The organism is uncultured Thiodictyon sp., assembly GCF_903828115.1.
In the GTDB taxonomy this organism is placed as follows: Bacteria; Pseudomonadota; Gammaproteobacteria; order Chromatiales; family Chromatiaceae; genus Thiodictyon.
Genome location: NZ_CAIKKU010000097.1, coordinates 1 through 13791 on the forward strand (window position 1 = coordinate 1; position 13791 = coordinate 13791).

Below are 13791 nucleotides of genomic sequence, written 5' to 3' on the forward strand. Positions count from 1 at the left end.
GTAATCGAACGATCCGATCACGACAACGACAACGACAACGACCAGGCAGCGTACCCGGGATCTCGGTCACCACGTCAGTTCTGATCGCACCGTGCGCGGATCCGCCGATTGACACCGCGGCCCAAGGTTCCTAGCATCCGCCCCCCACCACTGCGCGACCTAAGCCCCATGCCCAAACTCACCCCCCTGCACTGGCTCCTGGCCGCCGTCTTCCTGGCCTTCTACGGCTTCGCCGTCTTCGCCGTCACCCGCGACTACTATGTCCGCCATCCGGTGCGCCCGCCGGCCGCCCGTGGCGGCGGCGCCGCGCCCGCCGGGCACCCGGCAACCCGCGCCCCAGGCGCGGCCCCGCGCAGCGGCAGCGACGCCGTCCCGGCGGCGCTCACCGAGACCGATGCGGACCTGTTGCGCCGACGCGCCGATGCGCTCTTCAGTGAGGGTCGTTATCGCGAGACGCTACCGGTCTATCGGCGCATCCTGGAACTGGCCCCGGAGGACCTGGAGACCCGCAACGACCTGGGGCTCGCCCTCTATTACACCGGTGACGCCTCAGGGGCACTGGAGCAATTGCGCACGGCGACCGCCGCCGACCCGAGGTTCCAGCGCGGTTGGTTGACCCTGGGCTACGTGACCCTGGAGAGTGGCGACAAACCCAAGGCCCGCGAGGCCTTGGGCCGGGCGCGCGACCTGGGGCCAGACAATCCGCTCGGCCAGGAGGCCGTGCGCCTGCTCGGCGTCGCTAAAGACTAAGGCAGGATTGTCCGGGTTTGCCTTCATGAAGCAGAGCCCCGAAGGGGCGTGACATACCAGCCCAGGGCAACGCCCTGGGTTATCCGACAGAGGACGCTTAGCCCTGAAGGGGCGTGACATAGGGCCGCTCTCAGCGCCGCTGGAGTTTTGAGGCTAGTGCCCACCAGGTTAATCAGCAGGAGCGCCGCCCTCCAGTCCATCGAGCCGCCGCCGCAGGTCCGCGAGTTCCTGCTGTTGGCGCTTGAACTGCTTGAGCAACCCCGGCAGTTGGGCCAATGCACCCATCTCCCGCATGGTTTCTTTGAGCGGCCGGGCCGGGGTGCCGAACACCGCGGCACCCGGCGGCACCTCCTTGGTCACCCCCGACTGGCCGCCCAGGCGCGCCCCCGCCCCCACCTCTACATGGTCCGAGACCGCCACCTGACCACCAATCACCGCACCAGCTCCCACCCGGCTGCTCCCCGCCACCCCGGCCTGACCGGCAATGATCACATGGGCACCGATGTCCGTGTTGTGGGCGATCTGCACCAGATTGTCGATCTTGGCCCCGCGGCGGACCCGGGTCTCACCCAGGGTCGCCCGGTCCACGCAGCAGTTGCAGCCGATGTCCACGTCGTCCTCGATCACTACCCACCCGAGCTGCGGGACCTTGCGATGACCCTGCCCGTCCCAGCGGAAGCCGAAGCCGTCCCCGCCGAGCACCGCCCCCGAGTGCACGATGCAGCGCTCGCCGACACGGGTATCCCGGTGCAGGGTCGCATTGGCCTCGATCACGCAGTCCGCCCCCAGGGTCACCCCAGGCCCCAGGTAGGCACCCGGACCGATGGTACAACGCGGCCCTACCCGAACCCCGGCCGCAAGCACCGCGCAGGCCCCCACCGCCACCCCCTCGTCCACCACCGCTCCCGCGTCGATCACCGCGCTCGGGTGTATCCCCTGCACCTCCGAGGCCGGCCGACACGACTCCGCGAGCAGAAAAAAGCTGCTCCGCGGCTCCGCCACCCGGATCAACAGGGGCCCCCCGACCGCCGGAAAGTCCTCGTGCACCAGCACCGCCGCGGCGCCCGAGCGGTGCACCGCGTCCGCCTGATCCGCCCCCTCGGCGAAGCACAGGTCGGTGTCCCCAGCCAGTTGCAGCGTATTGACCCCATGAAATTGGGGGGACGTCAGGGCGGGGCCGAGCGTCGGCACCGGGACCGCGAGCCGCGCGCAGAGTTGAGGAAGATCAAAGACCATGAAGGCTCCGGTTGGGCTGGCTGAGGTTGGATTAGGAGGGGAACGGTACCAGGATCGTCAACGGCCATCATGGCAGCCCGGCCGCGGGACGGATGACCTTTCGCATCAACATCTCGTCCTGGCCTGCGACCACCAGGTCGGCGATGACGCCGACCGAGTGAAAGCCCTGTTTCTCGTAGAAGCACCGGGCGCCGGTATTGAAGCCGGAGACCAGCAGCCAAAGGTTTGCGGTGCGCCGACGGTAGTGCGACTCGATGAAATCGAGGGCCGCGCGCCCGACGCCCTGGCCCTGGGCCCGCGGGAGCACGGCGAAGAGTTCGATGTAGGCCCCGCGCAGCCAGGGGTGACGCACCACCACCAGGCCCTGCAACTCGCCGTCGCGCATTGCGAGGTAGTGGGTCAGGTCCGGGTGGGCCGACTCAAGACCCCGCGCCAGGGGCTCGGCCTGGTAACCCAGGGTCCGCCAGGGGTCCATACCGGCCAGGGCGGCGCCGATGGCCGCGGCTTGCTCGCGCCCCTGGGCGGCCCGCGCGACGAACTCAAGACGCCCGCCGCTCATCGCCCAGCCCCGCGCGCAAAGAGTTTGTCATAGCGGCGGTTGTCGGCAAAACGCCGCTCGTAACACTCCTGCACCGCGACCGGGCGCACGGCGGCCAGGAGTTCGCTGAGCGTCACGAAGCGCCGGTCACTGCGCAGTATCGCGGCCAGCCAATGGTGCCTGGAGCCGGGCGAGTGCCTGCTCTGCCTCCTGCGCTCGCCGCTCGGCCTGCTGCCGCGCCTGTGCCTGGATGTCGGCGCGGTTCGACTCTGCGGCGGCATGCTGCTCGGCCTGCCGACGCGCCTGTGCCTCGGTGTCGGCACGGCTCGCTTCGGCGGCGGCGCGCTGTTCGGCAAGGGCGGTCTGCGACATGGGCGTCTCCCGAGGCGGTGGCGGTTAGCGACATAGCCTAGCACGGGTCCCATCGACCGAAGGCCCGCAGTCCAAGGCGCGAGTACCGCCGGGTAGAAATGCGCGGGCCATTAGCCGAACCGGTACCAGCCGCCCGGGGATTCAGGCCCGTGACGCGCCCGCGGCCGCCAGGGCGCTGCGAAGTCCGCACCCCAACTCGGCCGCGAGCGCGCCCAGGTCGGCGGGAAGACGCAGGTCGGCGACCCGCGTTACCGCCAGCCCCGGATAGCCGCAGGGATTGATGCGCCCGAAGGGCTCCAGGTCCAGGTCGACATTCAGTGCCAGCCCGTGGTAGCTGCACCCCTGGCGCACGCGCAGACCCAGGGCGGCAATCTTGACCCCATCCACATAGACCCCTGGGGCATCGGCACGCGCGGCGGCGACGATCCCGCGGACGGCCAGCAGGTCGATCACCGCCTGCTCCAGGAGGTGGACCAGGCGCTTGACCCCGATCCCGCCGCGGTGCAGATCGAAGAGCACATAGGCGATGAGCTGGCCGGGTCCGTGGTAGGTCACCTGGCCGCCGCGGTCGGTGCGGATGACCGGGATCGTGCCGGGATCGAGCACGTGCTCGGGGCGTCCGGCCTGACCCAGAGTGAAGACCGGCGGGTGTTCCAGGAGCCAGATCTCGTCCGGAGTCGCCGCGTCGCGCGCCGCGGTGAAGGCGCGCATGGCGTCCCAGGTGGCCTGGTAGTCCTGCAGGCCGCTTAGGCGGCGCAGGATCAGGCCGGGGGATGGGACGGGCATCGCGGCCTCCGGGGTGGGATCCCGACCGAAGTCGTTGTCGTTGTGTTTAACTTTGTTGTTGACTCCTCACTAGAGGGCCCAGACGACCTGCTCGTGGGCGGACAGGTCCCGGTAGATGGCATTGAGTTGGGCACGGTTCTGGGCCACGAACGTGACGGTCACCGCGAGCCACTTGCCGCCGCTGCTCACGCGGGCGCTGATGGCGGTCTCGTCGAGGTCCGGGGCGTAGCGGCGCATGATGGCGAGCACCACGGACTGGAAGTCCGCGTCGGCCCGTCCCATGACCTTGATCGCGTAGCGGCGGGGGAAGTACCGGGGCTTTTCCTTGGCGGCGTTGGGCGCCCAGAGCGAGGGCTTAAGCACGGCCGCGGCGCACCCGCGCCTTGTAGTCCTGATAGAGGGCGTCCATGCGCCGCCACAGGGGCCCCGGCACGCCGGCCCCCACGGGGACCACGTCCAGCCGGGTGACCGGCAGGACCTCGCGGGTGGAACTGGTGATCCAGATCTCCTGCGCGGCCGTCAGTTCCTCCATGGGGATGCGCCGCTCCAGGGCGCGGATACCCTGGTCGCGGGCCAACTCCAACACCAGTTCCCGGGTGATGCCCGGCACGATCAGGTGGCCCCGGGGCGGGGTGATGATCTCGTCGCCCACGACCACGAACACGTTGGCGGAAGACCCCTCGGTCACCATGCCGTCGCGCAGCAGGATGGCCTCCAGGGCGCCCTCGTCCGCGGCCTCGCGGCGCATCATCACGGCGGACAGGAGCGAGATGGCCTTGATCTCGCAGCGGTGCCAGCGGATGTCCGGGCGGGTGATGCAGGCCACGCCCGCTGCGGCGACCGCCGGGTCGCGGGGGGCAATGGGCTTGGCACGGGCGAAGACCGTCGGCACCACCCCGTCGGGACACAGATGGTCGCGCTCCGGCGCCGCGCCGCGGGTTACCTGGAGATAGACGGATTGATCGGGCGCCGGGGCCGGTCCGATCAGGTGGGTCAGCATCGCCTCCCACTGCTCCCGGCCCAGGGGATTGTCCAGGCGGATCGCCGACAGGCCGTCGTCGAGCCGGTCCAGGTGCTGCTCCAGGCGCAGAAAGTGTCCGCCGTAACTGGGGATGACCTCGTAGACGCCGTCGCCGAACATGAAGCCGCGATCCATCACCGAGACCCGGGCCTGCTCCTGCGGCAGGAAGGCGCCGTTGAGAAAGATTTCACTCATAGCGTGCGGACCTCAATCAGAACCACTGCCACACCGTGTCCCTGGTGCGCTGCCAGAGGTTGCCCTCGGCCACGTCCTGGAGTGCCACCAGGGGCACCCGCGAGACCTCGGTACCGGCCAGGAAGACGACGATGTCCCCGACCCGCGCACCCCGGGCAATCGGGGCGGTCAGGGTCTGGGCCTTGTCCAGGCGGGGGCTCAGCTCCGCGTAGCGCCCGCGCGGGATGGTCGCGTAGACATCGCGGCCCGGACCGACCGGCAGTTCCTTCAGGTCGCCCTTCCAGACCCGCAGGTTCTCCAGCGGCTGGTCGGCCGGATAGAGCAGGTGACTTTCAAAGAAGCGGAAGCCGTAGTTCAGGAGTTCCAGACTGGCGACCGCGCGCGCCTCCGGGTTCTTGGCGCCCAGCACCACGGACACCAGGCGCATCCCGTCGCGCCGGGCGGAGGCCACCAGGCAGTAACCGGCGGCCTCGGTGTAGCCGGTCTTGACGCCATCGACGGTCGCGTCCCGCCACAGCAGGCGGTTGCGGTTCTGCTGCTTGATGCCGTTGTATTCGTATTCCTTGGTCCCGTCCCACTCATAGAACTTGGGGAACTCGCGGATCAGGGCGGCGGTCACCCGGGCGATGTCGCGGGCGGTGGTGAAGTGATTGGGGTCCGGCAGGCCGGTGACATTGACGAAGTGCGAGTTGGTCATGCCCAGGCGCTGGGCATTGGTGTTCATCAACTCGGCGAAGACCTGCTCGCTGCCCGCCACATGCTCGGCCAGGGCCACGCTTGCATCGTTGCCGGACTGGATGATCATGCCCTTGAGCAAGTCCTCCAGGGGGACCTGCTTGCCGACCTCGATGAACATCTTGGAGCCGCCGGTCCGCCAGGCGTTTTCGCTGATCAGCACCGGGTCGGTCAGGCGCACATGCCCCGCGAGCAACTCCCGATAGATCGTGTAGCCGGTCATGATCTTGGTCAGGCTCGCCGGCTCCAGGCGGTCGTCGGCCCGGGACTCGGCCAGCACCGCCCCGGTGTTGAAGTCGATCAGGAGATAGCCCTTGGCATCCACCACGGGGGGTGACGGGACGGCCTGGGGCGCGGCCGGGACGGCGGCGGTCGGGGGTGCCGACGGCGCGGCCGACGGCGGCGTTGCGGTCTGGGCCGTGGTACGGGGCGGGACAGCGGCCGGGACGGCCTGCGCCGGGGGCGGCGTGTAAGCCGGAGCCGGCGCGACCGCGGGGGCGGCCGGCGCCGCGGCGACCCTCAGGTTCAGCGGCAGCAGGACGGACAGGCACAGGAGGAGCAGTGCGGGTTGCAACTTCATGGGGCGTAACCGGAGATCTGGGTAGCGGGCGAAAGACAGCGCCGATTCTACCCGTCCGCCGGGGGTTTGGCACCAACCGCGCCTAGAGTCCAAGGCATTACCGTGAAAGTCCCCTGCGTAGCCAGGCCATCCTGGCCTGGCCAGGCTGGAACAGTCAGGGCTGGAAGCCCTGACTACGCAGGCTCGCTCGCCAGCGATCGGCATGACTTTCATCTGCCGGGGTGGCGCGGGCGCCATGACCGTTAGCCGGCGGCCGAATCAGTTCCACGTCAGCCGCGGCGCCTCGCCGATGCCCAGCGCCGTCAGTTTGGCGGAGAGGCGCCGCGCATCGCTCTCGGAACCCAGGGGACCGACCCGGACCTTGTAGAGGTCGGACGCGCCCGCGGCGCTACGCTGGACGCGCACCGGTTCGGTCAGTTGGGGGCGCAGGCGCTCACGCAGACGCTCGGCGTTGCGCGGGTCCCCGAAGGCGCCGACCTGGAGGAACAGCCCGCGGCCGGGCCCCGCGGTGTCGGCCGCACCGTCCGCCGCGTTGCTGTCGGCGCCGGTAGCGCGGGGGCGCGCCGCCACGACCTTAGCGGCGGGGGCCGGCGTCGGCGCTGCATCGGCAAACGGCGCGGGTCCCGGCTCGGCATCCACCGCGGCGAACGCCGCCGTCGCGGCCCGCTCACGCGCGTCCGCGGGTCTGGCCGCCGGGCGCGGCGGTGGCGCCGACCCCCGGTTGGCAATCGCCAATGAGCGGGCGATGGCGTCGCCGCTCGCCCGCCCCGGCTGGTTCGTCCAGAAGGGCGCCGGCGCCGCCGCGGCGACAAACCCCGCATCGGTTCCAAACCCAGCGCCGCCGGCGGGGGCAGGCACCGCACCCGGGTTGGCGGGATCGATCCCCCGGATCTCCACCGTGGCCGTGCCCTTCGGGAAGACCCCGATCTTGGTGGCGGCGGCATAGGACAGGTCGATGACCCGGGTGCCGTGGAAGGGTCCGCGATCGTTGATGCGTACGACCGCGCTGCGCCCATTCTCCAGGTTGGTGACACGGGCATAGCTGGGCAGGGGCAGGGTCTTGTGGGCGGCGGTCATGCCGTACATGTCGTAGCGCTCGCCGGAGCTGGTGCGGCGGCCGTTGAACTGCTTCCCGTACCAGGAGGCCAACCCGTGCTCCACATGACCGCGGCCGTCTTGTTTGGTGCGGTAGACCTTGCCGCGGACCTTATAGCTGGCCATGTTGCCGTACTTGGACCTGGGCTCCACGCGGGGCACCGCGTCCGGGATCCCGGTGGGGTCCAGCCGGCGGTAGTCGGGGCCACCATCGGCGTCGCGGGAGCCCTGGCCGGCACAGCCGGCCAACAGCAGCAGCGCCGGCAGGATCAGTGCGATGGGAGCGTGGGCGTCCCGCCCGCGGGTTTTCCGCTCGGCGGGCGGGACGCCCGCGCTCCCAGATGGCGGGTTCTGATGAGGCTCGGTGTGCAGATTCATCGATCGCTTCCCCCGTGGTTCTCGGTCAGGGCCAAGGTTCGGCCTGGTTGCGGACCCCGACCGCTGGGCGCGCCGCGGCTCCGGTCCCTGAGCCATCCTGACACATTACCTTGAGTATATCCGCAAACTCGCTCAATTCAAAGCTATTTGCGATGCGTCTGAATCCCCATGAGAAGGCCGAAACCGACCATCAGGGTAACCATGGAGGTCCCGCCGTAGCTGATCAGGGGCAGCGGGACCCCCACCACCGGGAGCAGGCCCGTGACCATGCCGGTGTTGACGAAGACATAGATGAAGAACACCAGCGACAGACCGCCGGCGAGCAGCTTGCCGTAGGTGTCCGGGGCCTGCACCGCGATGCGCAGGCCGCGGTAGATGATGAAGAGGTAGATGGCCAGCAGCACCAGGATGCCGGTCAGCCCGAACTCCTCCCCGATCACCGCGAAGATGAAGTCCGTGTGGCGCTCCGGCAGGAACTCCAGGTGGGACTGGGTGCCGTTCAGCCACCCCTTGCCGTGCAGGCCGCCGGAGCCGATGGCGATCTTGGATTGGATGATGTGGTAACCGGTGCCCAGCGGGTCGGACGTCGGGTCCAGGAAGGTGAGTACACGCTGGCGCTGGTAGTCGCGCATGTGAAACCACAGGAGCGGCGCCAGGGCCGCCGCGGCGGCGCCGACCATCAGGATGACCCGCCAGCTCAGGCCCCCGATGAACAGCACCGTGATCCCGGCGCCGGCGACCAGGATCGCGGTGCCCAGATCGGGCTGCTTGGCGATCAGGACCACCGGGATCAGGATCAGCAGCGTGGCCGCGAACACCCGCGCCAGGCGCGGCGGCAGGGGCCGGTCCGCCAGCACCCAGGCGACCGTCATGGGGACCGCGAGCTTCAGCAGTTCGGACGGCTGAAAGCGCAGCGCGCCCAGCGCGAGCCAGCGCTGGGCGCCCTTGCCCACGTCACCGACCAAGAGCACCGCCACCAGCATCAGCACCCCCAATACATACAGCGGAAGCGACCAGCGCCGCAGTTGGTAGGGGGGGACCTGGGCCACCGCGAACATCAGCGCGAAGGCCAGGGTGAGCCGCACCAACTGGCGCTCCACCCCGCCGAGGTCGCGGTCCATCGCGCTGAACAGTACCACCAGACCACAGGCGCAGAGCAGCAGCAGCCCCGCCAGCAGCGGGGCATCGATGTGCAGGCGCGTCAGGAGTCCGGCGTCACCCGGGTCCGACAACTGGTGCAGCCCTGCAGCGACGGGCCTAGTCGCCATCGGCCACCCCCGGATCGTCGATCAGTGTGGAGCCGCCGAGCCAGGCATCCATGACCTTGCGCGCCACCGGCGCCGCCACCGTGCCCCCGTGTCCGCCGTTCTCGACGATCACCGCCACCGCGATCCGCGGGTCGTCCGCCGGGGCAAAGGCGACGAACAGCGCATGGTCGCGCATCGTCTCGGCGAGCCGGGCGGCGTTGTAGGTCTGGTTCTTGCCCAGGGTGAAGACCTGGGCGGTCCCGGTCTTGCCGGCGATCCGGTAATCGCGGCTGCGGATCCCCTTGGCCGTCCCGCGGGGGCTCTCCACTACCTGGGTCATGGCGTGGATGAGCTGGTCCCACTGGGTCGCGTCGCCCGCCGCGATGGCGCGGGAGAAGACCGGCAACTCCTGCGCCCGCGGCGCGCCCGGCACCTGGGCGGCGCGGGCCACGCGGGGCGCAAAGAAGTGACCGCGATTGGCCAGGGTGGCGGTGGCCACGGCCAGTTGCAGGGGGGTGGCCAGAAAGGCGCCCTGACCGATGCCGACGATCAGGGTCTCGCCGGGATACCAGAGCTGCTTGCGCACCCGTTCCTTCCACTCCCGCGAGGGCACCAGCCCGCTCAACTCGCCGGCCACGTCGATGCCGGTGCGGGCTCCGAACCCGAACCCGCCCAGGTAATCCTTGAGGCGCTCGATCCCCAGTTCGTGGGCGAGAACATAGAAATAGACGTCGCACGACTGCACCAGCGCGGCCTCCAGCGCCACCGCCCCGTGCCCGCCGCGCCGCCAGCAACGATAGCTGTGACTTTGACCGGGCAGCCGGTAATAGCCCGGGCAATAGGTGGTCTTGCGGGCATTGGTCACCCCCGCCGCGAGCCCGGCGAACCCGACGAAGGGCTTGACCGTGGACCCCGGGGGATACTGACCGCGCACCGCCCGGTTGTACAGCGGCTTGTCCGGGGAGTAGAGCAGGGCGTGATAGTCGGCACTGCCGATGCCCTCGACGAAGGGATTGGGGTCGAAACTCGGCTTGCTGACCAAGGCCAGCACGCCGCCGGTGCGCGGGTCGATGGCCACCACCGCACCGCGGTTGTCACCCAGGGCCTCGGTGGCCGCGCGCTGCAGGGCGATGTCCAGGAACAGGTGCAGGTCCTGCCCGGCGACCGGGGACTTGGCCTCGAGCGTGCGCAGCACCCGGCCGCGCGCATTCACCTCCACCTGCTGGTAACCGGCCTGTCCGTGCAGGAGCCCCTCATGGTACTTCTCCACCCCGCCCTTGCCGATGAAGTGGGTGCCGGCATAGGCACTAGTGTCGATATGGTCCATCTCCTCCTGGTTGATACGCCCCACATAGCCCAGGACATGGGCGGTGAGTTCCCCGTGCGGATAGCTGCGGATCAACTCGGCGCGCACGTCCACGCCGGGGAAGCGGTAGCTGTCGAGCGAAAAGCGGGCCACCTCCTCCGGGGTCAGATTCAGCCGCAGGGGCACGCCCTGGAAGCGCACCCGCTGACCCTTGAGGCGCTTGAAACGCTCCCGGTCCTTGTCATCGACGCGGATGATGGCCGCCAGGGCATCGATCGTCGCGGACAGGTTTTCGACCTTCTCGACGGTGATCTCAAGCGAAAAGGAGGGATGATTGTCGGCCAGGACCACACCCTTGGCGTCATAGATGAGACCGCGGCTGGGCGGGACCGGCTGGACCTTCACCCGATTGTCCTGGGACAGCACGGAGAAGTGCTCGTGATCGGCGATCTGCAGGTGCGCGAGCCGCACCACGACCAATGACAGGGCCGCCAGGACCAGGACGGCGGCGACGATGGCACGCGCCCCCACCAGCCGCCACTCGCGCTGCCGATCCGCCAGAATGGAGTCCAGGCGCATCAAAAGAGCCCGGCCCGCCGCCCCAGATCGCGCAGCACCACGAAGACCCAGGGCCACAGCAAGGCGCCCAGGAAGGTCGGCGCCCAGTAGACCAGGGTCGGCATCGGCTGACCGGTGGCCCCCAGCACCCACAGATACAACAGCCGCTCCACCAACAGCAACAACCAGACGAACAGGGTCTGTTGCCACAGGGGGAAGGAGCGCACCCGCTGGTGCAACTCCACCACCACGTAAGCGATCACCGCGAGCCCCAGCGCGTGGTGACCAAGCAGGGCGCCGGTGGTCACATCCAGCACCAACCCGGCCGCGAAGGCGGACAAGACCCCCACCCGTTCGGGCAGGGTCAGACACCAGAAGATCAGCGTCAGGGCCGCCCAGGGGGGGCGAAACTCATCGATCCAAGCGGGCATGGGCAGGATGCTCAAAAACAGCGCGACGAGCAGGCTCCCCCAGACCACGGCGGCGGCGCCGCGCCGCGCCGCGCTCATGGCGTGCGCTCCGCCGCCGGGCGCGCCCCGGGCGCGGCCCCGCTCAGGGCGTCCTGACGCTGGTCGGGGCTCAAGGTCCAGACCAGCAGGACCTCCCGGCTGCGGTCGAGCCGCGCCATCGGCTCCGCCTTCACGCTGGTGAAGGGGTTGTCCGGCGCGTGCCCGACCGAGGTGACCCGCGCCACCGGATAGCCCGGCGGGAAGCGCCCACCCAGCCCGGATGTCACCAGCAGGTCGCCGACCTGGATATCGGCGTTCTTCGGGATATACAGCAGGTCCAACTCGTGGCCCAGCCCGGACCCGGCCGCGATGCTGCGCAGCCCGTTGCGATTGACCTGGACCGGCAGGGCGTGGTCCGAATCGGTGATCAGCAGGACCGTGGCGGAGAAGGGGTTAATCTGGATCACCTGGCCCATGACGGCGTTGGCGTCCAGGACCGGCTGCCCGACGAAGACCCCGGAGTTGCTGCCCTTGTTGATTAGGACCTGTCGGCGATACTCGGCGAGATTCACGGCCAGGATCTCCGCGATCAGGACCCGCTCACCGATCTTGAAGGAGGACCCGAGCAGGTCGCGCAGGCGCATGTTCTCCGCCTCCAGCGACGCCAGTTGCTGGGAGCGCGCGCCCAGGATCAGGTTCTCGCGGCGCAGGCCGTCATTCTGATCGCGCAACTGCCGCGCGTCCGCCAGCCGGTCCTGCGCCTCGCGGGCATAGTGCACCGGCAGGTCGGCCAGCAATTGCAGCGGATAGACCAGCACCGCCAGGGCCGAGCGCAGGGCGCCTAAGTGCCGGGCGCGATGATCGGCCACGACCAGCCCGATGGCCAGGAGCACCGCCAGGATCACCCGGAAGGTGGGGGACGGTCCATGTAGGAACAGGGGTTTGATGGCGGTGCCCCTCGGCAGGCAAGGCGAACTCGGGCGCGCGGCGCGGGTGGAGCGTTGTCGTTGTCGTTGTCGTTGTCGTTGTCGTTGTCGAGATTATCGTAGCGCCCCGAATTCTCTCGCACGCCAAATTGCATCGTTTCTCCGATTACGATCACGACAACGACAACGACAACGACAACGACAACGACCGTGCTGTCTTTAACTTGTACGGCTCCGACTACGAAGCCACTCCACAACGCACTATTCGGTCGAGAAAAGGTCCAGCCCCCGGGTATCGAGCATATCCAGGGCCTTGCCGCCGCCGCGGGCGACACAGGTCAGGGGGTCCTGCGCCACCACCACCGGCAGCCCGGTCTCCTCCTCGATCAGGCGGTCGAAGTCGCGCAGCAGGGCGCCGCCGCCGGTCAGCACGATGCCGCGCTCGGCCACGTCCGAGCCCAACTCCGGCGGGGTCTGCTCCAGGGCCGACTTGACCGCGCCGACGATGCCCGACAGGGGCTCCTGGAGCGACTCCAGGATCTCGTTGCTGTTGAGCGTGAAGCTGCGCGGTATGCCCTCGGCGAGGTTACGCCCGCGCACCTCGATCTCCAACACCTCGTTGCCCGGGAAGGCGGAGCCGATGGCGTGCTTGATGCGTTCAGCCGTTGCGACACCGATCAGGGTGCCGTAGTTGCGGCGTACATAGTTGATGATCGCATCATCGAAGGTATCGCCGCCGATCCGCACCGAGTTGGAATAGACGATGCCGTTCAACGAGATCACCGCCACCTCCGAGGTCCCGCCGCCGATGTCGATCACCATGGAGCCGCGCGCCTCGCCCACCGGCAGCCCGGCCCCGATCGCCGCCGCCATCGGCTCCTCGATCAGATAGACCTCGCGCGCCCCGGCCCCGGCCGCCGACTCCTTGATCGCGCGCCGCTCCACCTGGGTCGAGCCGGAGGGCACACAGATCAGCACCCGCGGGCTCGGGCGCACCATGCGCGCCTCGTGTACCTTGTGGATAAAGAACTGGAGCATCTTCTCGGTGACGGTGAAGTCGGCGATCACGCCGTCCTTCATCGGGCGGATGGCGGTGATGTTCTGGGGCGTGCGCCCGAGCATCGCCTTGGCCTCCTCGCCCACCGCCACCACCGTCTTGGTGCCCCCGGCACGCTCCTGACGGATCGCCACCACCGAGGGCTCATTGAGCACGATGCCCTGGCCGCGTACGTGGATCAGGGTGTTTGCGGTCCCCAGGTCGATCGCCAGATCGGTGGAAAAAATGCCACGAAAACGTCTGAAAAACATCAGGTCTTTACCTTGAAGAAACGGGGGCACGGCGCCCGATCGACCCGGGGGCCGGGGTGCATCCGTTGGGGTCCGCTGGGGAATCCGCTGGGGAGTCCATCAGAAAAGAGGGCGGTAATCTAACAACGTAGCGCGCAGTCGGCAAGGCGGGGCGGCCCGCGGAGGGCGCCCCGGCCCGGCTGCCCTCCCCTCGAGACGGGGTGTGCAACCCCGTCCCGAACGGTGGTGACCGAGATCCCGGGTACGTTGTCGTTGTCGTTGTCGTTGTCGTTGTCGTAATCGAACAATCCGACCACGATTACGACAACGAC

At 69.1% G+C, this 13791-nt stretch carries 16 protein-coding genes; 1 reads left to right on the forward strand and 15 read right to left on the reverse strand.

Features of this window, described 5'->3' with window-relative positions:
• Positions 1 to 168 precede the first annotated feature (168 nt).
• Positions 169 to 750: a tetratricopeptide repeat protein gene (locus tag QZY48_RS03470; protein WP_295427763.1), complete on the forward strand. Its 582-nt coding sequence runs from the start codon at positions 169 to 171 to the stop codon at positions 748 to 750.
• A gap of 168 nt (positions 751 to 918) precedes the next feature.
• Here the strand turns inward: QZY48_RS03470 and lpxD are convergent, their stop codons facing one another.
• The 15 genes from lpxD to QZY48_RS03545 form a co-directional block, all read right to left on the reverse strand.
• Positions 919 to 1986, reverse strand: a complete 1068-nt coding sequence (gene lpxD, locus QZY48_RS03475) for a UDP-3-O-(3-hydroxymyristoyl)glucosamine N-acyltransferase (RefSeq protein WP_295427766.1) — start codon at positions 1984 to 1986, stop codon at positions 919 to 921.
• Between the two features lie 67 nt (positions 1987 to 2053).
• Positions 2054 to 2545, reverse strand: a complete 492-nt coding sequence (locus QZY48_RS03480) for an N-acetyltransferase (RefSeq protein WP_295427768.1) — start codon at positions 2543 to 2545, stop codon at positions 2054 to 2056.
• 126 nt (positions 2546 to 2671) lie between these two features.
• Positions 2672 to 2896 (reverse strand): hypothetical protein, encoded by a 225-nt coding sequence (locus QZY48_RS03485; protein ID WP_295427770.1) that lies wholly within the window; start codon positions 2894 to 2896, stop codon positions 2672 to 2674.
• Between the two features lie 141 nt (positions 2897 to 3037).
• The gene (gene lipB, locus QZY48_RS03490) at positions 3038 to 3682 is read right to left on the reverse strand and encodes a lipoyl(octanoyl) transferase LipB (protein ID WP_295427772.1); all 645 of its coding nucleotides are present in this window, start codon (positions 3680 to 3682) and stop codon (positions 3038 to 3040) included.
• A 69-nt stretch (positions 3683 to 3751) separates the two neighbouring features.
• Entirely contained in the window at positions 3752 to 4045 is a 294-nt protein-coding gene (locus QZY48_RS03495) for a DUF493 domain-containing protein (protein ID WP_295427775.1), read from the reverse strand.
• A complete protein-coding gene (locus QZY48_RS03500) occupies positions 4038 to 4898 on the reverse strand; it encodes a D-amino acid aminotransferase (protein WP_295427777.1) in 861 nt (286 codons plus the stop codon). The genes QZY48_RS03495 and QZY48_RS03500 overlap by 8 nt, the downstream gene beginning before the upstream one ends.
• Before the next feature lie 16 nt (positions 4899 to 4914).
• Positions 4915 to 6213: a D-alanyl-D-alanine carboxypeptidase family protein gene (locus QZY48_RS03505; RefSeq protein ID WP_295427781.1), complete on the reverse strand. Its 1299-nt coding sequence runs from the start codon at positions 6211 to 6213 to the stop codon at positions 4915 to 4917.
• 258 nt (positions 6214 to 6471) lie between these two features.
• Positions 6472 to 7686: a septal ring lytic transglycosylase RlpA family protein gene (locus QZY48_RS03510; RefSeq protein WP_295427783.1), complete on the reverse strand. Its 1215-nt coding sequence runs from the start codon at positions 7684 to 7686 to the stop codon at positions 6472 to 6474.
• 143 nt (positions 7687 to 7829) lie between these two features.
• Positions 7830 to 8954, reverse strand: coding sequence for a rod shape-determining protein RodA (rodA, locus tag QZY48_RS03515; RefSeq protein WP_295427786.1), 1125 nt, complete (start codon positions 8952 to 8954; stop codon positions 7830 to 7832).
• Positions 8944 to 10818, reverse strand: a complete 1875-nt coding sequence (gene mrdA, locus QZY48_RS03520) for a penicillin-binding protein 2 (protein WP_295427789.1) — start codon at positions 10816 to 10818, stop codon at positions 8944 to 8946. The genes rodA and mrdA overlap by 11 nt, the downstream gene beginning before the upstream one ends.
• Positions 10818 to 11306 carry a rod shape-determining protein MreD gene (mreD, locus tag QZY48_RS03525; protein ID WP_295427792.1) on the reverse strand — a complete coding sequence of 163 codons (489 nt, stop codon included), beginning with the start codon at positions 11304 to 11306 and terminating at the stop codon, positions 10818 to 10820. The genes mrdA and mreD overlap by 1 nt, the downstream gene beginning before the upstream one ends.
• Positions 11303 to 12151, reverse strand: a complete 849-nt coding sequence (gene mreC / locus QZY48_RS03530; RefSeq protein ID WP_295427794.1) for a rod shape-determining protein MreC — start codon at positions 12149 to 12151, stop codon at positions 11303 to 11305. The genes mreD and mreC overlap by 4 nt, the downstream gene beginning before the upstream one ends.
• On the reverse strand, positions 12148 to 12327 hold the full coding sequence (locus tag QZY48_RS03535; protein ID WP_295427797.1) for a hypothetical protein: 180 nt from the start codon (positions 12325 to 12327) through the stop codon (positions 12148 to 12150). The genes mreC and QZY48_RS03535 overlap by 4 nt, the downstream gene beginning before the upstream one ends.
• 106 nt (positions 12328 to 12433) lie before the next feature.
• A complete protein-coding gene (locus tag QZY48_RS03540) occupies positions 12434 to 13480 on the reverse strand; it encodes a rod shape-determining protein (RefSeq protein ID WP_295427799.1) in 1047 nt (348 codons plus the stop codon).
• Positions 13481 to 13599: 119 nt separating this feature from the next.
• A partial coding sequence (locus tag QZY48_RS03545; RefSeq protein WP_295427801.1) for a hypothetical protein occupies positions 13600 to 13791 on the reverse strand: 192 nt, incomplete at its 5' end.